22 protein-coding genes and 2 tRNA genes are annotated in these 26,252 nt (G+C 62.9%); 7 read left to right on the top strand and 17 right to left on the bottom strand.

Annotated features, from left to right (window positions below):
* The first annotated feature begins 86 nt into the window (after positions 1 to 86).
* Positions 87 to 1,727 (top strand): chaperonin GroEL, encoded by a 1,641-nt coding sequence (gene groL, locus J6524_RS19290; protein WP_225673311.1) that lies wholly within the window; start codon positions 87 to 89, stop codon positions 1,725 to 1,727.
* 438 nt (positions 1,728 to 2,165) lie between these two features.
* Positions 2,166 to 2,612 (top strand): phasin family protein, encoded by a 447-nt coding sequence (locus J6524_RS19285; protein WP_225673309.1) that lies wholly within the window; start codon positions 2,166 to 2,168, stop codon positions 2,610 to 2,612.
* Between the two features lie 730 nt (positions 2,613 to 3,342).
* Here J6524_RS19285 and J6524_RS19275 read toward each other — a convergent pair.
* The 7 genes from J6524_RS19275 to J6524_RS19245 form a co-directional block, all read right to left on the bottom strand.
* Positions 3,343 to 4,104: a Crp/Fnr family transcriptional regulator gene (locus J6524_RS19275; RefSeq protein WP_225673305.1), complete on the bottom strand. Its 762-nt coding sequence runs from the start codon at positions 4,102 to 4,104 to the stop codon at positions 3,343 to 3,345.
* A gap of 444 nt (positions 4,105 to 4,548) precedes the next feature.
* Positions 4,549 to 5,700, bottom strand: coding sequence for a slipin family protein (locus J6524_RS19270; protein WP_225674026.1), 1,152 nt, complete (start codon positions 5,698 to 5,700; stop codon positions 4,549 to 4,551).
* 341 nt (positions 5,701 to 6,041) lie between these two features.
* A tRNA-Asp gene (locus J6524_RS19265) sits at positions 6,042 to 6,107 on the bottom strand.
* A 7-nt stretch (positions 6,108 to 6,114) separates the two neighbouring features.
* Positions 6,115 to 6,184 (bottom strand) — tRNA-Ser (locus J6524_RS19260).
* 400 nt (positions 6,185 to 6,584) lie between these two features.
* A complete protein-coding gene (locus tag J6524_RS19255) occupies positions 6,585 to 7,757 on the bottom strand; it encodes a DUF2778 domain-containing protein (protein ID WP_225673303.1) in 1,173 nt (390 codons plus the stop codon).
* A 273-nt stretch (positions 7,758 to 8,030) separates the two neighbouring features.
* Entirely contained in the window at positions 8,031 to 9,371 is a 1,341-nt protein-coding gene (locus tag J6524_RS19250; protein ID WP_225673301.1) for an RtcB family protein, read from the bottom strand.
* Between the two features lie 130 nt (positions 9,372 to 9,501).
* Entirely contained in the window at positions 9,502 to 10,197 is a 696-nt protein-coding gene (locus tag J6524_RS19245) for a DUF899 family protein (RefSeq protein WP_225673298.1), read from the bottom strand.
* A 267-nt stretch (positions 10,198 to 10,464) separates the two neighbouring features.
* Between J6524_RS19245 and J6524_RS19240 the strand changes: the two genes are divergently transcribed.
* The gene (locus J6524_RS19240; protein WP_225674024.1) at positions 10,465 to 10,986 is read left to right on the top strand and encodes a FecR domain-containing protein; all 522 of its coding nucleotides are present in this window, start codon (positions 10,465 to 10,467) and stop codon (positions 10,984 to 10,986) included.
* An 8-nt stretch (positions 10,987 to 10,994) separates the two neighbouring features.
* Positions 10,995 to 12,890 carry a CHASE2 domain-containing protein gene (locus J6524_RS19235; RefSeq protein WP_225673297.1) on the top strand — a complete coding sequence of 632 codons (1,896 nt, stop codon included), beginning with the start codon at positions 10,995 to 10,997 and terminating at the stop codon, positions 12,888 to 12,890.
* A gap of 7 nt (positions 12,891 to 12,897) precedes the next feature.
* Here J6524_RS19235 and J6524_RS19230 read toward each other — a convergent pair whose 3' ends face one another.
* From J6524_RS19230 to J6524_RS19220, 3 genes are all read right to left on the bottom strand, one after another.
* Entirely contained in the window at positions 12,898 to 14,397 is a 1,500-nt protein-coding gene (locus J6524_RS19230; protein ID WP_225673295.1) for a glycosyltransferase family 39 protein, read from the bottom strand.
* Positions 14,398 to 14,530: 133 nt separating this feature from the next.
* Positions 14,531 to 15,661 (bottom strand): glycosyltransferase, encoded by a 1,131-nt coding sequence (locus J6524_RS19225; protein ID WP_225673293.1) that lies wholly within the window; start codon positions 15,659 to 15,661, stop codon positions 14,531 to 14,533.
* A 316-nt stretch (positions 15,662 to 15,977) separates the two neighbouring features.
* Complete coding sequence (locus tag J6524_RS19220; protein ID WP_225673291.1) at positions 15,978 to 16,178, bottom strand: hypothetical protein; 201 nt, start codon at positions 16,176 to 16,178, stop codon at positions 15,978 to 15,980.
* 215 nt (positions 16,179 to 16,393) lie between these two features.
* Between J6524_RS19220 and J6524_RS19215 the strand changes: the two genes are divergently transcribed.
* Together J6524_RS19215 and J6524_RS19210 are read left to right on the top strand one after the other, a co-directional pair.
* A complete protein-coding gene (locus J6524_RS19215; protein WP_225673289.1) occupies positions 16,394 to 17,002 on the top strand; it encodes a phasin family protein in 609 nt (202 codons plus the stop codon).
* Positions 17,003 to 17,171: 169 nt separating this feature from the next.
* Positions 17,172 to 17,996, top strand: a complete 825-nt coding sequence (locus J6524_RS19210; protein WP_225673288.1) for a DUF72 domain-containing protein — start codon at positions 17,172 to 17,174, stop codon at positions 17,994 to 17,996.
* A gap of 9 nt (positions 17,997 to 18,005) precedes the next feature.
* On the opposite strand, the gene J6524_RS19205 is transcribed toward J6524_RS19210, so the two are convergent.
* Positions 18,006 to 18,977, bottom strand: a complete 972-nt coding sequence (locus J6524_RS19205) for a Bug family tripartite tricarboxylate transporter substrate binding protein (protein ID WP_225673286.1) — start codon at positions 18,975 to 18,977, stop codon at positions 18,006 to 18,008.
* A gap of 146 nt (positions 18,978 to 19,123) precedes the next feature.
* On the opposite strand from J6524_RS19205, the gene J6524_RS19200 reads away from it, so the two are divergent.
* Positions 19,124 to 19,588, top strand: coding sequence for a DUF488 domain-containing protein (locus J6524_RS19200; RefSeq protein WP_225673284.1), 465 nt, complete (start codon positions 19,124 to 19,126; stop codon positions 19,586 to 19,588).
* Positions 19,589 to 19,678: 90 nt separating this feature from the next.
* On the opposite strand, the gene J6524_RS19195 is transcribed toward J6524_RS19200, so the two are convergent.
* The 6 genes from J6524_RS19195 to J6524_RS19170 form a co-directional block, all read right to left on the bottom strand.
* Positions 19,679 to 20,593, bottom strand: a complete 915-nt coding sequence (locus J6524_RS19195) for a PhzF family protein (RefSeq protein WP_225673282.1) — start codon at positions 20,591 to 20,593, stop codon at positions 19,679 to 19,681.
* A gap of 14 nt (positions 20,594 to 20,607) precedes the next feature.
* Positions 20,608 to 21,915, bottom strand: a complete 1,308-nt coding sequence (locus J6524_RS19190) for an adenylate/guanylate cyclase domain-containing protein (RefSeq protein ID WP_225673280.1) — start codon at positions 21,913 to 21,915, stop codon at positions 20,608 to 20,610.
* Between the two features lie 126 nt (positions 21,916 to 22,041).
* The gene (locus J6524_RS19185; RefSeq protein ID WP_225673278.1) at positions 22,042 to 23,208 is read right to left on the bottom strand and encodes an ABC transporter permease; all 1,167 of its coding nucleotides are present in this window, start codon (positions 23,206 to 23,208) and stop codon (positions 22,042 to 22,044) included.
* Positions 23,205 to 24,149 carry an ABC transporter ATP-binding protein gene (locus tag J6524_RS19180; RefSeq protein ID WP_225673276.1) on the bottom strand — a complete coding sequence of 315 codons (945 nt, stop codon included), beginning with the start codon at positions 24,147 to 24,149 and terminating at the stop codon, positions 23,205 to 23,207. Before J6524_RS19180 ends, J6524_RS19185 begins: the two co-directional genes overlap by 4 nt.
* Positions 24,146 to 24,931: an HlyD family secretion protein gene (locus tag J6524_RS19175; RefSeq protein ID WP_225673275.1), complete on the bottom strand. Its 786-nt coding sequence runs from the start codon at positions 24,929 to 24,931 to the stop codon at positions 24,146 to 24,148. The genes J6524_RS19180 and J6524_RS19175 overlap by 4 nt, the downstream gene beginning before the upstream one ends.
* Positions 24,928 to 25,641, bottom strand: a complete 714-nt coding sequence (locus J6524_RS19170) for a TetR/AcrR family transcriptional regulator (protein WP_225673274.1) — start codon at positions 25,639 to 25,641, stop codon at positions 24,928 to 24,930. The genes J6524_RS19175 and J6524_RS19170 overlap by 4 nt, the downstream gene beginning before the upstream one ends.
* Positions 25,642 to 26,252: the final 611 nt, after the last annotated feature.

Raw genomic sequence — 26,252 nt, 5'->3', positions numbered from 1 at the left:
TCGCCTGCAACGCTCACCCTGAGGAGCGCCCGCAAGGCGCCTCCCCGACAGGGTGAGAAACAAAGATCAACTCAGGGAAACCAGATATGTCCGCTAAAGAAGTCAAGTTCGGCGTCGACGCCCGCGACCGCATGCTGCGCGGCGTCGACATTCTCGCCAATGCCGTGAAGGTCACGCTCGGTCCGAAGGGCCGCAACGTCGTGCTCGACAAGTCGTTCGGCGCTCCCCGCATCACCAAGGACGGCGTCACCGTCGCCAAGGAGATCGAGCTCGACGACAAGTTCGAGAACATGGGCGCGCAGATGGTGCGCGAAGTCGCCTCCAAGTCCGCTGACGCGGCCGGCGACGGCACCACCACCGCGACTGTGCTCGCGGCTGCGATCGTCCGTGAGGGCGCCAAGTCGGTTGCCGCCGGTATGAACCCGATGGACCTGAAGCGCGGTATCGACCTCGCCGTGGAAGCCGTGGTCGCCGACCTCGAGAAGAACTCCAAGAAGGTCACCTCGAACGAGGAGATCGCCCAGGTTGGCACCATCTCTGCCAACGGCGACGCCGAAATCGGCAAGTTCCTCGCCGACGCCATGAAGAAGGTCGGCAACGAGGGCGTCATCACGGTCGAGGAAGCCAAGTCGCTCGAGACCGAACTGGACGTCGTCGAGGGCATGCAGTTCGACCGCGGCTACATCTCGCCCTACTTCGTTACCAACGCCGACAAGATGCGCGTTGAGATGGAAGACGCCTACATCCTGATCAACGAGAAGAAGCTCTCCTCGCTGAACGAGCTGCTGCCGCTGCTCGAAGCCGTGGTGCAGACCGGCAAGCCGCTGGTCATCGTCGCCGAAGACGTCGAAGGCGAGGCCCTCGCCACCCTCGTCGTCAACCGTCTGCGCGGTGGCCTGAAGGTCGCGGCCGTCAAGGCTCCGGGCTTCGGCGATCGCCGCAAGGCCATGCTGCAGGACATCGCGATCCTGACCGGCGGCCAGGCGATCTCGGAAGATCTCGGCATCAAGCTCGAGAACGTCACGCTGCAGATGCTCGGCCGCGCCAAGAAGGTGATGATCGACAAGGAGAACACCACGATCGTCAACGGCGCCGGCAAGAAGGCCGACATCGAAGCCCGCGTTGCCCAGATCAAGGCGCAGATCGAGGAAACCACCTCGGATTACGACCGTGAGAAGCTGCAGGAGCGTTTGGCCAAGCTCGCGGGCGGCGTCGCGGTGATCCGCGTCGGCGGCGCGACCGAAGTCGAGGTGAAGGAGCGCAAGGATCGCGTGGATGACGCGATGCATGCGACCCGTGCGGCGGTCGAGGAAGGCATCGTGCCGGGCGGCGGCGTCGCCCTGCTCCGTGCTTCCGAGCAGCTCAAGGGCCTGCGCACCAAGAACGACGACCAGAAGACCGGCGTCGAGATCGTGCGCAAGGCGCTGTCCGCGCCGGCCCGCCAGATCGCGGTCAACGCCGGTGAAGACGGTTCCGTCATCGTCGGCAAGATCCTCGAGAAGGACCAGTACAACTACGGGTTCGACTCGCAGACCGGCGAGTACGGCAACCTCGTCACCAAGGGCATCATCGACCCGACCAAGGTGGTCCGCACCGCGATCCAGAACGCAGCTTCGGTTGCGGCTCTCCTGATCACGACCGAAGCCATGATCGCCGAACTGCCGAAGAAGAACGCTCCGGCGGCCGGCATGCCCCCGGGCGGCGGCATGGGCGGCATGGACTTCTGATTCGACGAAGCCGTCCCGGATCAGCGGCGCACCGCGGATCCGGGACTTCGCTCCGCCAAGAAAAGCAAAACCCCGGCAGAAATGCCGGGGTTTTTGCTTGCTAGATGATGTGGATAGCCCGCCAAAGCGGGCGAAATCTCACTCGCAACGCTGCGCTGAAGCAAGGGCTTACCGCCCCCTGAGATATCCCTGTTATGCACAGTGTTGCGTAAAATATACCATCGTTTGTGTTGACAATCTCAAAAAAAATTCCAGCGAGAGTCGCAATTCGAACCGACGTTCCGCTTCTCTTGGCACAAAGTCGTACTGGGTAAGGGGCTAAATCAAGGCTCATCCAAAAATCTGATCCAACACGGAGCGCGAGCTCTCGTGACGCGGGTACGCGTTGCGGAGAATGCTTTCGCTTGAGAAGGGGTATATTGCGTGACTGAAAGCGAAATGAAAGTGACTGCGAACGGAACCAATATCTTCGCGATGCCGCTGCCGGACTTCTCGAAGGTCACCTTACCGGGCTTCGGCAGCAACGAGCAGGTCCTCGAGCGCGCACGGCAAGGCTTCGAGAAGATCAAGGCGGCGTCAGAAGAGATGTCGGAAGCATTGCGGGAGACCTATTCGAGCAGCGCCAAAAGCACGGCCGACTACGGGCTGAAGGTGTTCGAACTCTCAAACACCAACGCCGCCTCTGCGCTCGATTTCATGATCCATCTCTGCGGCAGCAAATCGGCGACAGACGTTCTTGCGTTGTCGGCGGAGCAAACGCGCAAGGCGTTCGACACCGCTTCGCACCAGAACAGGGAACTGTGGTCGCTTGCTCAGAAGCTTGCGACTGAAACGGGTGAGCCGATCAGGAAGCACTTCACGAAGGCTCTCCACCAGGCAGGCTAAGAATCCTGCTCCACGTCCAAGAATCTCTTAAGGAGGGATCCGGCCGGTTGGCCAAGCCCGGCGAGCACAAAGCCCCCACCAGCCCTGCTCGACCGAACAAGGTGCGCGATGCCCCCAAGTTGACCCGCACCAACCACAGGCTACTCCAACCGGCCGGTACTTTTTCGCACAAACTAAAAGGATGCAGGGAGGCGACATGGGTATGGTGATGGTCAAATGTCCGGAAACCGGGCACGCAATTCCTACGGGTATCAGGACTGATCGCGAAAGCTTCGGCCGCCGCCCGGTATTCTTCTCTCGCACGCGGTGCGTGATCTGCCACACGGACCATCCCTGGTTTGCGCGCGATGCCTGGGTCGACGAGCCGGGCATCCGCGTGCAGCATCACAGCGCGGGCTCCCCATCATCCTTGACACAGAGCGGATGATGATCGCGATCGAGGGGACACCATGCCGCGTAAGCAAGTTTCAAGTGAAACGTCTACCTGGCTACTGCAGGCCAAGGACATTCTTGATGAAGCACGCCGGCTAAAGCCCGGCCCCGCGCGCCAGGAGCTGCGTCAAACGGCAAAGGTGCTGCGAGAAATTGCGAGGCTCGAAGCGGCATCCGGGCAGTCGCTCGAGCGTGATTGGCCGCAGCGAGACTGATCCGGGTATCCGCTCCCCGGCGGGCCTTGCCGCATAGACCGCGGCGCACGACATGGCAGGCCAAGGAATCGCATAAAATGCGTTCACCTGACATTGCCCGATTTTCTTCCCTGGGTGCGCTCGTCTTCGAGTAGAACCGGCGCGCGAGATGGGTCTGAACTCGCCGAGAAAATCTCCTCGACTTCAAGACGCATGGTCTGATGGCATTCGCATGCCGCTGCAGCGAGCTGTCTGCGATCGATCTCGATCAGGCCCCGCCGATCGGACCTGATCGCTCCGCGCTCACGCAGCTTGCGCATCAGAAGCGTCACGGTCGTGCGCCGCACACCGAGCATCTGCGACAGCGCTTGCTGGGTGAGCGGCAGCGCATCGTGGTCAACGCGGTCGCGCAGTTGAAGCAGCCAGCGCGCCATGCGGGCTTCGACCGGATGCAGCGCATTGCAGGCCAGGCCGAGTTGGAACTGCATCAACATTGCCTTGACGTGATTTTGAACCATGCGGCGGATCGCAGGACTGCGGTTAAACACACCAAGAAACCGCGATGCCGGGATCCGGGACGCGGTGCCTGCCGCGCGAACGATGGCCGTAGTTGCCGAAGGTGATGGCCCGAGCACCGAAAGCATGCCGACAGCTCCCTCGCGCCCGATTGCCGCCGTGGCCACCGTGTGCCCGTCCGCCATGTCGATCATCAACGTGATCGCGCCGCGATGGGGAAAGACGACGTATTCGATTTCGTCGCCCGCCCGCGAAAGGACCGCATCCTGATCGAGCACGATCGTATCAAGTTCGGGCTCTAGCAGATCAAGGTCCGACGCAGGCAATGCTGCAAGAAGGCGATTGCTCATTCCGTCGCGAGACTTCACCACGGGGAACCCGCAATGACGCGTCTGCGGCGTTCTCCATTTGGAGTGTCGCGAAACGTCCATTTTGACATAAATCAAATCTGCCTTTTGTACGCATACTCACGCAAAGCGCGCTCTACCAAACGCCAAATGCTCAGTCGCGAGGCGGCTTGCCGCCCGCATCGCTTCAAGAGTTAGATGCAAATGAGATGCTCGAGGCAACCACAAAATACGCATGGGTAATACGGTAACAGCACTGGAAAGTTCGGTTCCAATTCCGGCGCGGGGCAAGTGCTCTCTGCTATGAGGCTGTCATTCTTGAACCAATCTTTCGAAGACGATTCAAGAATGAAGGATTTCGGCAGCGATGCGGGTTTTCGTATGTAGCGTTGCCCTGCGAGGTCTGAAAACTAAAAGCGAAGGGCCGCCCGTGGGCGACCCTTCCTGTCATGCGTGCTCCGCGGACTTGATGCGGACCAGCTTGCTGAGCAATGCGTCGAGGCCCTGCCCGTCGCCTGCGTGCAGGTCGATCCGGCCGACCTTCTCCACGAGCCGCTCCAGCGACTCCAGCTCCTTGAGTCGCAACAGCAGAGGGTTCTCCTCCATCAGGCGGGCGGTGTTCAGGAGCGAGCGCGTCGCCGCGGTCTCCTCCTGCCGGCGGATCAGGTTCGCCTTCGCGACCCGCTCCGCTTCCACCACCTTGTTGACGAGCTCGCGGATCTCGCCAGGCAGGATCACGTCCTTCACGCCGAGCTCCGTGACCTCCACGCCACTGTCGGCGACGCGGTCGCGCACGTAGTCGCGCAGCTCTGCGTCGAGCGCAGCCTTCGCCGACAGCACCTCGTCGAGCGTGCGGCCGGCAACCGCTTCGCGGATCGCGAACTGCACCAGGCGGTACAGCCACGCATCCACGTCGGGCACGGCCGCGACCACCCGCTCAGGGTCGACGATCCGGCGGAATGCCGTCAGGGTCACACGCAGAGCGATGCGATCCTTGGTCAGCATTTCCTGCGCGGTAATCTCGACCGCCTGGGGACGCAGATCGAGGCGCTTCACCTCGATCTTGCGGCCGGCGATCCAGAAGGCGTGCCGTCCGGGCGCAAGCCGCTCCACCAGCCGACCCTCGACATAGAGCAGACCGGCTTCGTGGTTCTCGACTACGGCTTCCGTCACGATGGTAGGACGGTTGCGCTCGATCATCGCCAGGTGGCGCTCGGTCACACGGGGATCGCTCGCCACATCGATGCGTTCGACATCAATAGAGGTAGCGACCTTCCAGTAGACGCGCGCCTGCCAGGGCGTCATCAGGTGCACGGGGCGGCCATCGAGGCTGACGATCGCGATCTCGTTCGCCTTCGTCTCCACCGCCTCGAACAACTCCTCGGCCAGATCGGGCCGCGCGGCCTTCAGCACCGCGTAGCGATCCGCAGGGAATTCGGTCCGAACGACGTTGAAGATCTCCGCCGTCAACTGACGCCGCCAATCGAACAGGAAGTGACGGCCGGGTTCGAGCGCGCGCTCGAGCCTGCCGCTCCGCGTAAGCAACGCGCGCTCGCCATCCTTCACCGTCAGCGTCTTCATCAGCAAATGCCAGGTCATGGCACGCCTCCATGGTTTGCCCTCCGGCCCTTGTCGGGGCCAAAAGCGGGTTTCGTTTTGCAAAGGATGTGAGGACGCGGACGACGCTTCCTGAAAGCTCGGCGGGCCGGGTTTGAGCTTGCGCAGATAGCGGGCGCACGCGGGCGTTCGCGCGACCAGTGTCGCGCGTCCGCACGTTGCCACCCGGCACCAACGCAAGCGGTATCCACCGCGGCGCAAAGCCGGTCTCACAGTGTCTTAGTTCGGACGAAAAGCCTTAGCGGCGATGCGGCCGGACTGCGACTGAAGCGCGCGTCCGGTCCCCGTCAGAGGAATCAGCGTATCAGGCTGAACCGGAGCGTTGGAGCAGGATTCGAACCCGCGACCCGATGAGTGACAGTCATCTGCTCTACCAAACTGAGCTATCCTTTGTTGTGCAAGAGACCGGAATCGAACCGATGCCTTCGGGGATCAACCCCGACGCTCTCCATGAGCTACATCCTGCATCCCTGCAACGGCGGAACACGAAACCGGATACCGGTCCGCGCCGGTCGGGATCACAACGAGCCCGAACCCATGGCCAAAGCAAGGGAGCGCGGAAATAAACGAAGCACCCTGAGATTGCAAGTCCCTGAGCAAGAATTCTTCGTTGGTCGCGATCCATTGTAGCGGCGCGATCACACCGCGCAGAATAGGCGAAGGGCTTTGAATGGCGTGCACGCTGCACGCAGCCGTCATTGCGAGGGTGTAGCGACGAAGCAATCCATCTATCCCCGCGTGGCGCGATGGATTGCTTCGCTGTGCTCGCAATGACGCGGAGGTGCCGGTGATTGAATGGAAAAGCCGCGGCGTACTGGATACCCCGCCTTCCCGGGGTATGACGGCCCGTGGAGCGATCTCGCCGCCTACGGCAGCTTCGCCAGCACGGCCAGACGCCTGATACCCTTGTTGCGGTAGGCGTCGAGGAAGGCGTAGTAGTCCTTGAAGGAGACGCAGCCGTTGGACTGGCCGCTCGGTCCGAGCATGTAGCTATGGGCGAGCAGTCCGTCGCGACCGTAGATCTTGTCCTGGCCGCCGATCGGCGTCAGCCGCAGCGCCGGCACGCCGTGAAACAGCGCCTCGCGCGGCTTCATTTCGTAGATGTGCGGCGGGGTCACGCCCTGCATCCGCACATGCGAATAGCGCACGTCGTCCATCTTCGAGCCGAGGCCCGAATGCGCCTCGAGCTGGGTGCCATCGGGCAGATACACCATCTTGTTGGCAATGATGTAGACCGCGGTCTGACGGTCGTAGGGCGGCGCGCCGCCCATCATCGGATTCTGGCTTCGCGTATCGATGATGCTGCCGGTGACGTTGGCGTCGGCGGATGCGAAAGCGAGCAGCGAGTTCTGCTGCGGCTGCTTGCCCCACAGCTTCTCGACCATGTTCGTTCTGTCGCTCGCGCCGATCGACATCACGGCGGCCTTCGCGCGCTGCGCCATGTCGCGAATGGTCGTGCCGGATGACTTTGCGGTCTTGTCCTCCGTGATCTTGGCGTCGACCTCCTTCGGCGCCGAGCCCGGAACGTTCATGGCGAGCTTGGTAGCCGGCGCGGAAACTTTCGGCTTCGCTGCTTCACTCGACTTCGAGGCCTGGACGGTCTTCGGCGCGTCGGCCGGCGGCGAAGCTTCCGCCAGCTTCGTCGCTTCAGCCGGCTGTGCCTCGGCGGCCCTGGACGGCTGGCCCTGCGCGGCTGCGGCGGCGAACCGCTCGTTGAACATCAGCGAACTCGCGACGTTCTCCGGCGCGGGCATCACCAGCGGGCGCTGCTCCAGCGACGCGAAGATTTCGTTGAAAGCCGGCTGCACCGGGCGGGTGGCGATCGTGCTCGAATTGTTGGCGACAGGCGCCTCATAGGCAGCGCTGTTCATGGTCGGATAGATGCTGGCGCCGATCACGTTGGTGTAAACGGTCCAGGCGCAGCCCAGCACAAGGCCGGCGACCGCGACACCGCCGAGAAAATATTGGGGAATGGCTTTGCGGGAGGATTTCCTGCGGTTGTGAGCCGCAGGGCCGAACGCACGCGTACGCTTACTCATTCACAACGCCCAGAACAACAATTCCACCAAGTCCCCCGTTGATGCTGCGTCCGGAGACGTCCCCGCAGCATCTCGCAGAGGCACAGAGCGTCATTAAGGCGAATTTTAGTTAAATCCGGATTAAACGCGGGCGGAACTAAGGCGACCCCAAACATATGTAACCATTGGGAAAATTGCCTTCCTGTCGACGCGGAAATTAGTCGGGATTAGCAGGGATCGGGGACATCCGCCGTGAAATCACGACAGATGTCCCATAATGGGCCAAGTTCGGCCTCAATCCTTGAACGGATCGAACTCATTCTCTCCGGCCATCGCCACCGCAAACGGACGCAGCGTGTGCTGCACCCTGATCGAACCGGCATGTTCGGCCAGCACCTCCGGCAGCCGGCGGTAGGCCATCGGACTTTCGTCAAGGTCGGCGCCTACAAGCGTGACGCCTCGCGATTGCAGCCAGGCATCCATCTCCGCGCGCGTGAAGCGACGCTTGGCCTCCCTGCGGCCAAACAAACGACCCGCACCGTGCACGGTCGAATAGAGCGACGCCTTCGCCTCCTCGCTCTCGATGCCCTCAACGATGACCGCGTCGTCGCCCATCGACCCGCCGATGAAGCCGCGCTGGCCGGGAAATGCCGGCGTCGCGCCCTTGCGCACCACCCACAGATCCTTGCCGCCATGATTCTCCCGCCACGCGTAATTGTGGTGGTTGTGCACCGTGTCGGTGACTTCGCCGCCGATGATCCTGCGCACGCGCTCGATCACCCACTCGCGGCCGGCATGGGCATAGCGCCCGGCAAGCTGCATTGCCGCGATGTAGCGCCGCCCGATCTCGCTGTCCTCGTCGACGATGGCGGGCGGCACATTCATGCCGTCCTTGCCGCCTGCGGCCTTGAGGTAGCGGGTCGCGCTGGTGTGGCCGAGGCCGCGGCTGCCGAAGTGCACGCCGATCCAGACAAAGCCCTCCTCGTCGCGCAAGAGGTCGACATAGTGGTTGCCCGATCCGACGGTGCCGAGTTGCGAGACCGCCTTTTGCCGATAGGAGCCCATGTCGGATTCCCGCCATGCGTGCTCATCGTCGAACAGCTCATGCTCGACGCGCTCGTCATTGGTGCGGCCGACACCGAACGAAATCGTGTTGCGCACGTCCTTCATGATCGTGCCGACGTTGCTTTCGATCTGGCTGAATGGAGTGTCGAGACGCACGGCCATGTTGCCGCAGCCAATATCGAAGCCGACGCCGGAGATGCTGATCTGCTTCTCATAGGCGATCACGCCGCCGACCGGCTGAGCATAGCCGAGATGGCCGTCGGCGCAGATCACGCCGGCAACCGCATTGCCAACCGACATGCAATTTCGCATCTGCGCGATCGTGGCGTCGTCATGCTTGCCGAAGACCTTGAGCGGGCTGTTCTGGTATTGCGCGGCCTGCGGCTTGCTCGCGATATCAACGGCAACAGCCTCCGCGTCGCGCGCAAGCTTCTCCTTGCGCGCGGCATCGCGGAACAGGCACCAGGTCGGCATCGGCCGCTGGCCAGGCCGGTCGATCTTCGCATCGGGGTCGAGCCCGGCTTCGGCGGCCATAGCCCTGGCGCGCTCCTGGTAAGGATCGGATCGCATTTCATTCTCCGCAACTGAAATACTTCAATCCTGAAACCCTTCAAGGCTCCCAAGGATCCTATTCGGTCGCCAGACAGGTCAGATCGGTTCGCGGAGATTACTCAAGACATCGAACTTTAGGGGCGCGATGCTAATAGCTCAGCCGCGGATACCAATCCTTGCCGCGTCCTTCCGGCGTGGTGTCGAGAATGGTCCACAGCGGATCGATGTCGGGCGCGCCGCGCGGATCCTGTCCGGGATCGGCGGTCGACGAGCCCATTTCGCCGGACCAGAAATGACGGATGCTGCCGTCGCGCCGCGTGAAGACGTTGTAGCCGGGCACGTCCGCATCCGCAGCGCTGACATAGTCGCGCGTGTACTCACCCGATACATCCGAATAGATCCGATGCCGTGTCCAGCCGCGTGCCTTCTTCGCCGCGCTCAGCCGCGCGATCGGCGAGCGCGCCATGAACACGAAGGCGATGCGCTGTTCGATGTCGGGCAGCTTTCCCTCCCACGTGCTCATGAAGGACGTGCACATCGGGCACAGCTGCTCGCGCTGCGGGCCGAACATGTAGCTGTAGATCACGAGCGTCTGCTTGTCGCCGAACAGGTCCGGCAAGGTCGCCTTGCCGCCCTCGCCTTCGAATTCGTAGTTCTTTGTCACCAGGCCGCCCGGCGGCAGCGCGCGGCGCAACGCGGCGACGCGTTCTATATGACGGCGCAGTTCGATCTCCTCCGCCAATAATTGCTCGCGGGCACGACGGTACTCGGCGCTCTCGTTGGGAAAGCGCACGGCATTGGCGCGTGCGAGTTCGGCGGCGGGTTTCAGTGGGGAACCGGACATGGCGACACCTCCTCTTGGACTGAACGATTGGAAGACGGTTGGCGCCCGGCTCGGCCGACAGGGGCGAGCAAGAATTCGGTGCTAAAGCGCCGGTTCGGCAGCGTTTGTGCCCTGTTTCTTGCATTGCAGCTATCACCGAACCTTAATGGCCACCCATAGACACACTATCGCCGGTCATCGCCTTTGCACCGAGAGCGGCACGTGATACGGTACCGTATCACCCTTATTCGCTGTATTCGCCCGTACCCAAGGGGAACTGCCATGACAATGATGCTGGCACGCGCCGGATCGATCGCGTTCGCAGGCATCCTGCTATTATTCGCCGGACCTGCAGTGGCCCAGCCGGCAACACTAGGCTGTACGTCCGCACAGACGGCTCAGGGAACGCAAACCCTGCGCTGTGAGAGGGCGATCACAATCGTGGCCGAGGGTGGTGCTAAGTTCGAGCTCAGGGATCGCAACCGTGACGGCCATGTCGATTCCGTTGAGCTCAGCAACAAGGCCTTGCTGCTCGAGGTGCCGAAGAAGCCGGGCCGTGTCAGGTTCAACGTGGTGACGCCGCAAGCGATTGCCGCCGTGCGCGGCACCAAATGGGCTGTCGACGCCGAGAGCGGAAAGACCTCCGTCTTCGTCGTCGATGGCCGCGTAAGCGTCGCGCGATCCGCCGGCCGCGGCAGCGTCGTGCTCGGCCCTGGCGAGGGTGTCGATGTCGAGACGTCAGGCGAGCTGGTCGTCAAGCGTTGGGGAGCGGCGCGCGTTGCGGCCCTGATGGCAAGACTGGGACAATAGACAGGCTTATGAGCCATCGACGTCTGCATATTCTGGTTGCGTTGCTCTGCACGGGACTGTGGGCAGGCGCGATCTGGCTCGCCCATTCGAACGGCTATTTGCGGTTTCTCGACCGGATGGAGTCGGCATTGACCGATGCGCGAACGCTGGCGCGCGGCGTCAAGGTGCCACCGGACGTCGTCACGATCGTTGCGATCGATGACAACATCGTCAAGCTCGCCGGCACCTATCCGCTGCCTCGCGCGGAGATCGCGGGAATCGTCGAGGCGATCGCGCGGCTGGAGCCGAAGGTCATTGCCGTCGATCTGCTGCTGATCGACAAGGGGCCTGCCGAGGGCGACGCGGCGCTGGCGAAATCATTCGCAACGCGCCCGACCGTGCTTGCGGCGGCGGCCGTATTTTCGGATACCATCCAGCCGTCTGCAGAAAACGATGGGCCGCTGGCCCATCTGCCGAAGGCTGACCGCTTCCTGCTGCCGCTCCCGGCATTTGCCGACCATACGGAAGTCGGCATCGCCAACGTGGCGACAGGCCAGACCGGCACGCCGCTGTCTGTTCCAATGTTGTTCCGCACACATGACAGGATCGAGTTGTCGTTCCCGCTCCGTGTCGCATCCGTCGCGATCGGCGAGAAGCTGACGATCGAACCGGACCGTCTCAAGTTCGGCGACCGGCCGATCGCAACCGCTTCCGGCTACGCCCTGCCGCTTTCCTATTTCGGCCCGCGCCAAACCATTCGCACCGTCAGCGCCGCAAATCTGATCGACGGCAGCATCGACAAGGAAGCCATTGCGGGCCGGATCATCGTCCTCGGCGCGACCGCGACCGGCGCGGGCGACTTCTTCCCGACGCCGTTCGATTCGCTGATGCCGGGGGTCGAAATCATTTCCACCGCGATCACGCACCTGGTCGCCGGCGACGGGCTTGTGCGCGACCGGCAGGTTCGCATCGTAGAGGGCATCATAACGATCCTGCTCCCGATGCTGCTGGTGGGCTTGCTGGCGTGGCGACGCAACGTAATGGGGCTGCTGACGGTCAGCATGATATTGCTCGCATGGGCCCTCGCAAATACGGTTGCGTTCGCACATGGCATATGGTTCGACGCCGCGACAACGATGGCCGCGGCGGTGCCGCCCATCGTGCTGTTCGGCACGTTGCAATTATGGTCGGGCCGGCGCAGCGCCCAGCACCTCGCCGCGCAGAACAAGCTGCTCGAACAATTCCATACGCCGGGCCTGCAGGAATGGCTGACGCGCGATCCCGATTTTCTGCTCGCGCCGGTCAGACAGAATGCCGCCGTCGTCTTCGTCGATCTGTCGGGATTTACCTCGCTCAGCGAAACGCTCGATCCCGATGCCACGCGGGGACTGCTGCAGGAATTTCACGCGCTGGTCGACAAAGAAGTGACGCGGTGCGGCGGCGTGATCACGAGCTTCCTCGGCGACGGGGTCATGATCCTGTTCGGCCTGCCGGAGGCATCAGCAGATGATGCCGCGCGCGCAGGGCAATGTTCGATCGCGCTGTGCGTAAAGATCGAACGCTGGATCGCGGCGTTACCGCCACAAATCGCGGCGCGGATCGGCTTCAAGATCGGCGCGCACTTTGGACCGATCATCGCCTCCCGCCTTGGCGGGCGTAACCATCAGCACATTACCGCGACCGGTGACACTGTGAATGTGGCGAGCCGCCTGATGGAAGTGGCAGCCCAACACGATGTCAGGCTGGCATTGAGCGATACGCTGCGCATCGCGGCGGAAAGCACCGGCGCGCGGCTGAAAACCGGCAGCCTTGCCGGGCCAGTCGAGGCGCAGATTCGCGGGAGGTCGGGCACCCTCGCGGTCTGGCTGTGGCACGGCGAACACCCCAAGATGGATCAGCGCACGCATCCCAACGCTGCGGAATGATCCGAACCTATTGCAATTCCGGCGGCGGCGTGCGGTCGAATACGTCGCCCTTCGGCCCCTGCATCAGATGGAGCGCGTAGGTCTCGATCAGGAGCGGGCCGCGCTTGCGCTCGACTTCCCCGATTTTGTCTACGCGGGCGAACCGGTCCGTCAATGGAGCGTCATCCCGGAAGAGCTCGCGGACATAGAGCAACGGGCCGGCGAGCTGCGCCGCGTCAGGTTCGGACATGTTGACCCAGCGAACGCGCTGGCTCTGTTGCGCGACGCAGGTGCCCTTCGGCAGATGGAAGGCGAGCCAGCCTGTGGTGCCATAATCCGAAGCCAGCACGCAGGTTGCGCCGGTTCGCGCCCTCGCCGCTTCGATCGCAGCCGCCGTCTCGCGCCAGCCGATGCCGACGCTGCGCACAGTGGCATCGCGGCGATAGCCCGACAGCATGCCGGTATTGGCCTGCACGACAAGCAGCGCGAACATCACAATGCCGGCCGGCGCTGCCCAGCGCCGGCAGAAATCGGCTAGGCGCTGCCAGCGCGGCTCCCATTGCACCAGATGCGCAGCAACCGCAGCGGCGATGGCAAACGCCGGATAGACCGGCGCAAACCAGTTGGCCTCCACGCGCGCATGCAGTGAATGCCAGAAAAAATAGGCGACGATGACCCAGAACATCGTGTTGACGAGCGCACGCGCCGGGGTTGCGCCAGCGCGGCGGCGGAAGATCGCATAAAGTCCCATCGCACCGAGCATCCAGACCAGCGGCGTTGCGAAGGCGATCTGCGTCGGAATCAGTTCTGCGATGTAGACCGGCCGGAAATCCTCGATCCGCGCTCGCCCCATCTGCTTGATGAAGGAGACCCAATGGTGCTCGGCATTCCAGAGAATGACCGGCGCAAACAGCAACAGCGCGACGAGCCCGCCAAGATAAAGCCAAGGCGAGATCAGCCAATGCCGCAGCTTGGGAACGGCGATCAGCCAGATCAGGATCGCAGGCCCGAAGAACAGCGCGGTGTATTTCGACAGCAGCGCACAGCCGGCGGCGGCGCCGACTGCGAGCCACCACACGCCGCGCCCGGTCTGCAGCACCTTGGCGAGCGCAAACAGAAGGAGACTGGAAGCAACCAACAGCGGCGCGTCCGGCGTGACGATCATGGTGCCGACCGCGGCCATCAGTGTGATGTTGAGAAGGATTGCCGATGAGGCTGCGACACGCCGGCTGCCGAACAGGATGGCGGCGGCCTGGTAAATCGCCCAGCTCATCGGCAGCGCCAGCAGGATCGAGACCAGCCGCACACCGAACTCGGTATCCCCTGCGATGAGAGTGCCAAGCCGGATCACCACGGCGACCATCGGCGGATGATCGTAGTAGCCGCCGGCGAGATGCTTCGACCACATCCAGTAATAGGCTTCGTCGAAGGTGATCGGCGTGAACGCCGCGGCGATCAGGCGCAGCGCGACCAGCCCCAGGATCACCAGACCCGTGTTCAGGGCAACCCGCGCCTCATTCGCGTTCATTTTGGAGCCCTCCCGGTTCTGATCAGATCAGAACCGGGCTCCAGTCTATTGTGCTGACGCGTTTTCTTCACGCGAACCGCTATCCATCCCCGGATCACGTCCGAGGGCATGCTTCGCTTGAAAACGCTATGGATCATCGCCTGCGCCAGACGAACAGGCCTGACATCGCATAGTTCCAGACCACGCCCATCAGCGCGCCTCCAAGTCCCGCCAGCCACCAGATCGGCTCCTGCTCGAAGACCGAGAACGCCACACCGACATTGGCGAGCAGGCCGACGCCGCAAACGAGATAGAACAGTAACAGGCCGCGCAGGATCGCAAATCCCTTCAGCCGCTGGTCGCGATAGGTGAGGAAATTGTTCAGGATGAAATTGCTGGTCATGGCGACCAGCGCGCCGGCGGTCTGCGCCTCGGCAAACGGCTCTTTGAAGATCTCATGCGCGATGAACAGCGCCACGAGATGCACCACCAGGCCGGTACCTCCAACCATCGCGAACAAGATGAAGCGTAGCGAGACCACGTCGTGTGTCAGCTTGGCCAGCACCAGGCCGAGGAAGTCAAGCGCGACCATGGAATCGAGCTTGCTCTCGCCATGCTGGCGCGAACCGAATGTGTAGGGAATCTCGACGGTGCGCAGCTTGCCTTGCGCGGTCGCGATGATGTCGAGCAGTATCTTGAATCCCTGGGTCGAGAGCTGCGGCGCCAGTTGCTCAAAACGGTCACGGCGGATCATGAAGAAGCCGCTCATGGGATCGGCAACCTCGACCTTCAGCGTGCGCTTGGCGACCTCGGTCGCAAGCTGGCTGGCCCCTGCCCGCTGTTTGTTGAAACTGTCGGCGCTACCGCCTTCGATATAGCGGCTGCCGACCACAAGCTCGGCCTCGCCGCTGCGCAGCAACGCAACCATTTTCGGCAGTTGCGTCTCGTCGTGCTGCAGGTCGGCATCGATCACCGCCGCATAGGGCGCGCTGGAGGCCAAGATGCCCTCTATGCACGCGCCCGACAATCCGCGCCGTCCGATCCGGCGGATACAGCGGACGCGGGAATCATTTCGCGCCAGCGCCCGCACCACCTCCCACGTACCGTCAGGGGAGTTGTCGTCGACAAAGACCACTTCCCAGGCAATGCCGACCAGCGTGGCATCCAGTCGCCGGTACAGCACGGTGACGTTATCGCGCTCGTTGAAGGTGGGGACAACGACCGAAAGCTCAGGCAAACCGGCCTGCGACGGGGTTTCGGGGCCGGGTTTAATGGTGTCATGCATGACCGGCAGCGTATATCCGTAGCCGGCTAACCTGCCAAGGCGAGCTTCAGGAACGAGGTGACCGGACGGTGAAAACGGGGATGAAATCAACCGGTGTCTATCCGGCGCTGGCGAATCAGTAGCCTCGCCGGGTCGGATTCGAAGGATGCGTCGCTTGAAAATGCTCTGAAAATGCCAACGACCACGAACAGAGGCACGCGTACGTCCGGCGCTGCCAGGCTATTCATGGTCGTCCCAGCGCCGGAGCTTTAACGCGTCAACGTCGCCGTTAGGTTCCAAATAGGAACGCCACCGTCGTTCCGCAAGCGGGTATCAGCTAGTTCGGTACTTCCCGAATCACCGGCCCGCGCGGGGCCGGCGCCGCGGGAACCTGTTGAACCGCCGGCGCGGCCTGCTGGACGCTGGCCGGCTTGGCGGGCTTTCCGTACTGGCCGATCGGCCCGTAGGCAATTGCGACCACCATCACGATTGAAGCGACGATGGCTCCCAAAAGACCAGCGATTGATTGCGAATTCATACTCAATTTTCCCTACGCCTGAACGGGAACTGATATCACGGAAAGAACGTATGGAGGAGTAGTCCCGGCATGAGCCATCGACAAAACGGGCCGCCAGCACCGGCCTCCAAAATCTCACCACGCGAGCGCCGCGCAACTGACAAGCAACAACCGCGATTCTAGCGTAAACATGGCGGAGTCTCGACCTTTGATTTGACAGGGAATAGGGGAAAGCAATGTCGACGACAGATGACACCAAGCCGGCCGGCAAATCCGGGCGGCGCAAAGGCAAAGGCGAGCGCAAGAAGAAGCCGACCGTCGGCCAGAGCCCCGCGCCTGTCGAATTGCAGAGCCCGGAACCCGTTCAACCGCAAAGCCCGGATCAGACCCTGCAACCGCAGCCGGAGCCGGCCGTCGTGGAAAGCCCGGTGGGGGACCAACCACCGCTCGTCGCTGAGCCGGTCGAAGCCGTTGCGCCAGTCGAGGCCGTCACCGCCGCGCCTGAGCCCACGCCGGATGCAGCCCCCTCGCCCGCCGAGCCTCCCACGGCCAAACCCGCGCCGGCCGAGCCCGCGCCGGTGAGCCTGCAGACCATCGCGAACGCCTATCGCGACTACACCAGGAAATCGTTCGAGGAGTTCGGCTCATTTGTCGAGCAGCTCAGCGGAGTTCGTTCGCTCGACAAGGCGATGACGGTTCAGACCGAATTTATGAAGCGGGCTTACGAGACCTCGGTTTCCGAGTCGCAGAGGATCTGCGAACTCCACACCCGCCTTGCGAGGCAAACCCTCGACCCCTTCAAGGGACTGGCGGGGAAGGCGCCGCCAACGCAGGGCAAGCGCTAGGCTCATATCAAGACGATGCAATGAACGAAGCGCGAGGCCTCGGTTTTCCGGGGCCTCTTTTTCGAGCCTTCCTGGAGCTTCGTCGTCCTGAGCAACAAACTGGCCAATCAGGGCCGGTTTAGTTAACATCGCCCGGCCCCGTTTCTCCCATTTCCCGACGAGCTATCCCGTGAGCAAGCCTGCGAAATCGACCGCGAAGAACAGCGGCAGCATCTATATCGGCATCGGCGGCTGGACCTTCGAGCCGTGGCGCGGGGTGTTTTATCCGGAGAAGCTGGCTCAGTCGAAGGAGCTGTCCTACGCCGCGTCAAAGCTTACTTCGATCGAGATCAACGGCACGTACTACGGTTCGCAGAAGCCGGAGAGCTTTCGCAAATGGGCGCGCGAGGTGCCCGATGGTTTCGTATTTTCATTGAAGGGGCCGCGCTTTGCGACCAATCGTCGGGTGCTGGCGGAAGCCGGCGATTCCGTCAAACGCTTCTACGATTCCGGCGTGCTGGAGCTTGGTGACCGGCTCGGTCCTGTGCTCTGGCAGTTCGCGCCCACCAAAAAATTCGACGAGGCCGATTTCGGCAAGTTTCTCGAACTTCTGCCGCGTAGACTCGAGGGCCGCGCGCTGCGCCACGTCGTCGAGGTGCGGCATGACAGTTTCTGTGTGCCGGAATTCATCGCGCTGCTGCGCCAATTCGAGACGCCTGTCGTGTTCGCCGAGCACGGCAAATATCCGGCGATTGCCGACGTTGCCAGCGACTTCGTCTATGCGAGGCTGCAGAAGGGCAATGACGAGATCAAGACCTGCTATCCGCCGAAACAGCTCGACGCCTGGGCCAAGCGCTTCCAGGACTGGGCCAGCGGCGGCGAGCCCGACGACCTGCCGCGGGTCGACAAGGCCAAGCCGAAGAAGATGCCGCGCGACGTGTTTGCGTATGTAATTCACGAGGGCAAGATACGCGCACCGGCGGGCGCGATGGAATTGATCGAGCGCGTCAAGTAGCCGAGGTGCTCAGTCGAGCTTTATCGCGGCCTCGCGAATCAGTTTTGTCCAGCTCTCATATTCGGACGCGACGAAGGCGTCGAGCTTGTCGTCGGCGAGATCCCACACCTCGCCACCACTCTTCTCAAAGCGCTCCTTGAGTTCGGGCAGCGAGGCCCGGATTTCCCGACGCAGTTTTGTAATGACCTCGGGCGGGGTCTTGGCCGGTGCGAATATGCCGAGCCAGGAGTCGACATCGAGGCCGGAAACGCCGGCTTCAGACATGGTCGGCACGTCAGGCGCCAGCGGGCTGCGCTTCGACGACAAGACGGCAATGCCCCGCGCCTGGCCTGATTGCACGTAAGGCAATCCCGCGGCGATCGAATCGAAAAACAGGTCGATGCGGCCGGCGAGCAGATCGGTGAAGGCCGGCGGCGAACCCTTGTAGGGTATCTCCTGGAATTTCACGCCTGCCGCCTTCATGAACGCGGCCGCCACCAGGTGCTGGCCGGTACCGACGCCGGCCGTCGCTACGGAGATCGAGCCCGGGCTAGCTTTCGCCGCTGCGACGATGTCGTGCAATTTGGCGTGCGGCAGATCCTTGCGGCCGACCATGACGTAACCGAACTTGTAGATCAGCGCGACCGGCACGAAGTCCTTGCGCGGATCGTAACCGAGCTTGGAGTAGAGCGCCGAGTTGAAGGCCATGTTGGAGAGGCCGCCGACCACCAGCGTATAGCCGTCCGGCTCGCTCTGGCTGGCCGCCTGCGTACCGACAACGGTGCCGGCGCCCGGCTTGTTCTCGACCACGAAGGCCTGCCCCATCCGCTTCGATAGCGCATCCGCAAGCTGCCGCCCGACCAGGTCGTAGCTGCCGCCGGGGCCGATCGGGACGATGATCTTTACCGGGCGGTCGGGATAGCCGGACTGGGCGTGCGCCGCGGCGATGCCGCATACGAGCAGCGTGAGCAGCCATCTGAGCGTCCGGCAAAATCGGTTCATCATATTCCCCCCTGGCAGATCAGGCCTTCAACAGGCTCTTTCCAGGGACTATGCGATAGGCGGTGCCCGGCGGCAACGCGGGATATGGAAATCATGTCAGCGCTGCCCTAGCTTCCTGGCGACAGATCAGCGCACCGGATATCGACATGGCCCGCAAGACCAAACGCCTCTTCACCATCGGTTACGAGCAGACGCCGGCCAAGGCGGTGCTCGACGAATTGGAGGAGGCTGGCGTCAAGCTTTTGGTTGACGTGCGCGCCGTGGCGTCGTCGCGGCGGCCGGGCTTCTCCAAGAATCAACTCGCGGCCGGGCTCGATGAGCGCGGCATCTCTTACCTGCACCTCAAGGGGCTGGGCACGCCGAAGGAGGGCCGCGAGGCGGCGCGCAGCGGCAAGTTCGATCTGCTGCATAGGATTTATTCCAAGCATCTGAAGACGGCCCAGGCGAAAGAGGAGCTCGACGAGCTGTCGGCGCTGGTCAAGCAATCGGGTCCGGTTTGCATTCTCTGCTATGAGCGCGATCATTCCCATTGTCACCGGCAATGGATCGCAGAGATCATCGAGGAGCGCGAGGGCGTGAAGGTGGAGAACCTGGTGGCGCCGCAGGTTTAGGGCTCGTAGCCCGGATGAGCGCAGCGATATCCGGGGCCGGTGCTCGTGTTTGTCCCGGATGTCGCTTCGCTCATCCGGGCTACGAAGCCGTCACTCCTTCCCTTCAAGCCGGAACGTTCCCTCCATCATCTTCACGCAAGCGCCGCCGACATGAATGGAAGTGATCTTGCCGTTCTGCTTGCGGACGCGCGTCAGCAACAGGCTCGGCCGGCCCATGTCGACTCCCTGCCCGATCTTCAATCTCAGTTCGCCGTCTTTTGTATCGTCGAGATCGGCGAGCAGCGCTGTCGCGGCCGCCGTTGCGCTGCCGGTCGCGGGATCTTCGGACAAGCCGCTCGAGCCGGGATGGAACATCCGCGCCTGAAGGTCGCAGGGCTTTTCGTCAGATGGCACGTCGCGGGTGTAGAAATAGACCGCATCGCTGCCGTCGCATGGAAATGTCCTTTCGAATGCCGCTGCATCCGGCTTCGCCCGCCGCAGCGCATCGCGCGAAGCGAGTTCGACAGCGATGAACGACAGCCCCACCGAGATGACCTGCGGCGGGTGCCGGTCGGTTCGCACGTCGCTCGCCGAGAGCGAAAGCAGCGCCGCCGCCTGCTCGGCGCTGACTTGCGACATCCGCTTCAGCGGCTGCGGCGCCGTGAATTCGGTGCTGGCAACCCTGCCCTGCTCGGTCGCAACCTCGACCGGCACGAGGCCAGCCCCCTCCTCGAACAACAGCCGCGCCGGCGGCTTTGCGGCCTGCGTCGCCAGCACGAAGGCGGTGCCGACATTGGGATGGCCGGCGAAGGGTATCTCGCGGTTCACCGTGAAGATGCGAACCTGCGCGTCGTGTGCGGGGTCGCGCGGCGGCAGCACGAAGGTCGTCTCCGAATAATTGAATTCTCTGGCTATCGCCTGCATCTGCTCGGTCGACAGCCCGCCAGCATCGAGCACCACGGCAAGCGGATTGCCGCCGAAGGCGCGATCGGTGAACACATCGACGGTGACGTAACGCCGGTTCATTTCAATACTCCCTCTTATCCCAGCCGCCACACGGCCATCGGCCGCTCATAGCCCCTGACCTCGACCTCACCGAGTGCGACGGCATCGCCACAGGCGTCGCCGAGCGCATCGCGAACCGCTTCCGAGATCAGGAATTGTGTATTGAAGTCCTTGTTGAGCGCTTCAAGCCGCGAGGCAAAGTTCACGGTGTCGCCGATCACTGTGTATTCCTTGCGCCGCGGCGAGCCGATGCTGCCAGCGACGACTTCGCCGAGGTGAATGCCGATGCCGATGCGCAGCGGCCAGCTCGTCGCCTCGTTGGCCCGTTCATTGGCTTCCAGCATTTCGCGCGCTGCTGCGACCGCCCGGTGCGCCGGGTCCGGCGCTTCCAGCGGCGCGCCAAACAACGCCAGGAATCCGTCGCCCAGAAATTTATTCACGATGCCGCCGTGCCGATCAAGAATATCGACCAGCACGGCAAAGGCGCCGTCGAGCCGCTCCACCACCTCCTGCGGCGTGCGGCTGCGCGCGCCTGCGGTGAAGCTGCGGAAATCGACGAACATGACGGCAACGCGGCGGATGTCGCTGTCGGTCTTGGTGCCCTCGGCCATCAGGCGTTCAACCACCTGTGGCGAGACGTGCTGGCCGAACAGGTTGGTGATGCGATCGCGCGCCGTGGCGGCCTTGATGCTCTTTTCGAACTGCCGCCGCAACTGGTGCCCGACGGCGCCGGCGAGCACGCCGCAGACCAGGAGGATCAGGCTGCGTGCGGCGTGATAGAAGACGCTGGCCTCCTGACTGGGATCGGGGTGATAGAAAATCGCCATTGCAAACAGCTCCGCCGCCGCGACGAAACCGGTGAAGGTGGAGAGCCAGAAATCCAGCCGCAGCGTGGAGAGGATGATGAAGATGAAATAGGTCATCGGGACCACGAAGCCGAGCGCGGCGACCGATCCCATACTGTTGATGTGCAGCGCCAGCGCAACCGTCGGCATCGACGTCTCGATCAGCGCACCGAGATAGCGCCGGAACAAGGGCAGATCACGGCCCTGACGCATGTGCCGGGTGATCGCGCCATGCACCCAGAGTTCGAACAGGATGAACGGCACCATGACCGAATAGAGATAGTGCGGCTTGAGATTGCCGTGCCAAATCTGGCTCACCTTCTCGGGCGCGAGGAGGTAGACGGTCCAGAGTATGCCGGCCAACAGGACGGTCGTTCCGATCAGCGCCTTGATGCGGAGCAACTCGGTCGCCATCACTTCCTGTGTCAACGCGCGCTGGAAATCAGGCGACACTTCCGTGTCTTGGTCGCTCTTCCCCTTGCCCCAGAACCCTGCCATCGAAGCCCCTTGTCATTCCGGGGCACGCGTCAGCGTGAACCCGGAATCTCGAGATTCTCAGATGTGCTATAGCACATCATAGTTCGATGCTGCGCATCGCCCGGAATGACTACGAAATGTATAACCTCAATCGAGCGTGCGACGGAAGCGCGTCACGGCGATCGTCATCGCCACCAGCATCAGTACAATGAGTGCAATCGTGTCGTATTGCAGGTTGGAAGGATCAGCGCCCTTCAGCATGATGGCGCGGACGATGCGGATGTAATGGGTGAGCGGCAGAGCCTCGCCGAGATATTGCGCCCAGACCGGCATGCCGGCGAATGGAAACATGAATCCGGACAGAAGAATGCTGGGCAGGAAGAACATCATCGACATCTGCATCGCCTGCAACTGGTTCTGCACGATGGTCGAGAAGGTATAGCCGATCGACAGGTTGGTGGTGATGAACAGCGTTGTCAGCAAGGCCAGCAGTGTCACGCTGCCGAGGATGGGCACTCCGAACAGCAGCACACCGATGCTGACGATGAGCGAAGCCTGGATGAAGCCGACGATCACGTAAGGAATGATCTTGCCGAACATCACCTCTACCGGCTTGATCGGCATCGACAAGAGGCTCTCCATGGTGCCGCGCTCGATCTCGCGCGTCACCGACAGCGCGGTGAAGATCAGCATCGTCATGGTGAGGATGGTGCCGACGAGGCCCGGCACGATATTGAGCCGCGATTCCGCGGCCGGGTTGTAGCGGGCATGCGCCCTGATCTCGAACGGAAGCTGCGGCGGATCGCCGATGTGGACGTCGTGCGCGAGCGCGGTCTGCACGACCGCGCCAAGCGTGCCGAGCGCAGAACCGGCAGCAACCGGATCGGTCGCATCGGCCGCGACAAGCAGCGCCGGGCGGTCGCCGCGCCGCACCGCCCGCTCGAAGCCGCGCGGGATCTCGACCCCGAACAGCACCTTGCCGGACTGCAGGAGTTCGTCGAACTCGGCGACGCTGTGCACCTCCCGGGTAAAGCGGAAGTAGCGAGTGTTCTCCAACGCCTTCAGCACCGAGCGCGCCAGGTCGCTGTCTTCCTGGATCAATACCGCCGTCGGCAGATGGCGCGGCGTGGTGTTGATGGCGTAGCCAAACAGCAATAGCTGCATGACCGGTATCATCACGATCATCGCAAACGAGACGCGGTCGCGGCGGAGCTGGATGAACTCTTTCACCAGCATGGCGTAGCTGCGCCGCCAGAAACCGAAAGCAGGCTCCGGCACGCCGCGATCTTGGCTGGCAGCATCGGTTGCACTCATTGGAAATTGTCCTTTGAGCGGTTCATGAGATCGATGAACACGTCTTCCAGCGATGGCTCGCTGTCCTCCCAGCGCCATCCTCTCTTGTCGCGATAAGGGGCGATGGTTGCCTCAAGCGCGGCCTTGTCGCGCCCGGAGACGTGCAGGCTGGTGCCGAACGGCGCCACCATGTCAACGCCGGGTTTGCCGGCGAGTTCGGCCGCAAGCCCGTTGAGGTCGTCGCCGGAGACTGTCCAGGTCGACAGCGCGGATTTCGCAATCACCTCGTCCACCGTGCCGTGCGCCAACAGGTGGCCATAGGCGATGTACGCGATCTCGTGACAGCGCTCGGCCTCGTCCATGTAGTGGGTCGAGACCAGCACCGTCAGCCCATCGGCTGCGAGCGCGTGGATCTCGTTCCAGAAGTCGCGCCGCGCCTTCGGATCGACGCCGGCCGTCGGCTCGTCCAGCAGCAGCAATCGCGGATTGGGCAGCGTGCAGGCGCCGAGCGCCAGCCGCTGCTTCCAGCCGCCTGAAAGCTCGCCGGCGAGCTGCTCCTCGCGGCCGTTGAGGCCGATGCGCTGGATCATGTCGCGTGCCGCGCTCCGCGCGTCGCGCAGGCCGTAGAGCCGCGCGACGAATTCGAGGTTCTCGCGCACCGAGAGATCCTGATACAGGCTGAAGCGCTGGGTCATGTAGCCGACCTGGCGCTTGATCTTGTCGGCGTCGCGCCGGATGTCGTAGCCGAGACACGTGCCCTCGCCGGAATCCGGTGTCAGCAGCCCGCACAGCATGCGAATGGTCGTGGTCTTGCCGGAGCCGTTGGGTCCGAGGAAGCCGTAGATCGAGCCGCGCTTCACCTGCATCGAGAGATCATGCACGACCTCGCGGCCGCCGAACGACTTCGAAAGGCCCTCGACATTGATGGCAATATCGGGTGCTGATGCAGGCGCTGCATTCATCGCTTGTCCGCCACCGGCGTCCGGGGATTGAGGAATATGCTGACCGGCTGACCAACACGCAGTGCGTCGGGCCGGCTCGGCCGCGCCTGGATCAGGTAAACCAGCTTGTTGCGTTCATCGAGGCTGTAGATGACCGGCGGGGTATATTCCGCCGTCGTCGCGATGAAATAGATCTTCGCGGTGAGATCGGGCGCGCAATTGTCGCAGGTCACCCTCACCTCATCGCCGATCGCAAGCTTCGGCAGTTCGGTCTCCGGTACGAAGAAGCGGACCTTCATGTTGCCGGGCGGCATGATCGACAGCACCGGCCGCTGCGCCGGTACCATCTCGCCTTCGCGGAAATAGATCTGCTGGATGGTGCCACCGACCGGCGCAAAGCCGCGCCGCCGCGCCAGCCGCGTCTGGGATGTGTTGACGCGGGCTTCCGCCACGCGCAACGCCGAGGTCGCGGAATCGAGATTGGCCTGCGTGCCGGAGCCGGTCTTGCTCAGCGACGCCGCGCGGTCATAGGTCTGTTGCGCATTCGCGAGCGTCGCCTTGTTCTGGTTGAGGTCCGCCAGTTGCAGATCGTCGTCGACCGAATAGAGGTGATCGCCAGGCTTGACCTCGTCGCCCTCGCGCACGTTGAGCTTGGTGACGCGGCCGGTTTCATCGGGGCTGACAAAAATCATGTCGGCCTCCACCCAGCCCTGAAAGCCCGGATCCCGGCGCTCCTTGCAGCCCGCGAGCGTAGCGGCAAGCGCCAGCGCGGCCAGGATCGTTATCGTTCGCGACGAAGTCATGCCATTCTCCGCTCGCCAAAAATCAGATCGAGATGCACGCGAAACATCGCGATCGCATCCAGCGGCGCGTGCCTGCCGAACAGGCTCTGCCAGATCACGGCGATCAGCGCGGGCGCGACCATGATCTGGGGAAACTGCGCCAGGTTCTTCTGTTTGATCTCGCCCCTGTTGATGCCGAGTTCGATGAGCGCGCGCATTCCGGTAAGCCCCCGCGTCACCACCTCGCGATAGTAGAAGTCGGCCACGGCTGGAAATCGTGGCCCCTCCGCCACGATCAGCCGCACGAGATCGCCGCGCCGTGTGCTTGCAACCTCCTTGATGAAGTTTTGCGCGAACAGCTCCACCATGTCGCGAACCGATGCACCGGGCGGCGGCGGCGTCGAACTGAGGCGCACAACCAGCGGAACGATGGCGGTGCGGATCAGTTCCTCGAACATCGATTCCTTGTCCTTGAAGTGCAGGTAGATCGTGCCCTTGGCGACGCCAGCGCGCTTGGCGATGTCGTCAAGCCGCGTCGCCGCAAATCCGCGCGCGATGAACTCGTCCATCGCCGCCTCGATGATCGCCCCGCGCCGCTCGGCCGCGCGTTCGGCGCGGTTGGAGGCGGGTTTGGGCGGCAGGTTCGATCTGGCCGATGCCTTCGCGCCGGCTCGGCGACTGGTCGCTTTGACGGCGATTTTTCGCGGGTTTTTGGCGGCTACATTTGTCATGTTTTAATTATGACTGACTGGTCAGTCATTGTCAAAGGGCGATTGAAAGGATGGCTCTCACATGGGCGTTACTAGCGGCTGGCGGGGTGCGGACCGCGTAGCGTGGAAGATTTTGACGCGGGCCCAATTGCATTTCCTATCCCACACATGCGGGGTGTCCGTTACGCCACAGCCCCTCCGGGTCATTGCGAGCCAACGGGTCGCGCGAATGCGCGCCCCGTTGGCTCGCAATGACGCGGCAACAGCAACCCAACACTCGATCGTCATCCCCCGCGCATGCGGGGGATCCAGCACGCCGCGGCTCATCGGTTCCATCACTGCTGCCTCTGGAATACTGGATCGTCCGCCTTCGCGGACGATGACAGGTGAATGTGTGCCGGCGTTCTCGCGACGCGACTTGCGTCCGAGCTTTGCCAAGAAAACTTGTCTCCCCAACGAGAGGGAGCAGGGAATGCCGGGTGCACGCTGCACCCGCGGTCTCGTGTGCAATATGCGCAAAGCAAAACGCACACGAGCATACAGGTACAGCCGAAGCACTCCGGCATTCCCTGCGCAATGGTTTGACGGCTTATGCCGCGATCTCCCCGGAGCCGAATTCCTCTGGCCTCCGT

Origin of the sequence: Bradyrhizobium hereditatis, from assembly GCF_020329435.1 — a bacterium.
Classification (GTDB): domain Bacteria; phylum Pseudomonadota; class Alphaproteobacteria; order Rhizobiales; family Xanthobacteraceae; genus Bradyrhizobium; species Bradyrhizobium hereditatis.
The sequence above is the reverse complement of the archived record's forward strand: the minus strand, read 5'-3'. Positions and strand labels throughout refer to the sequence as shown.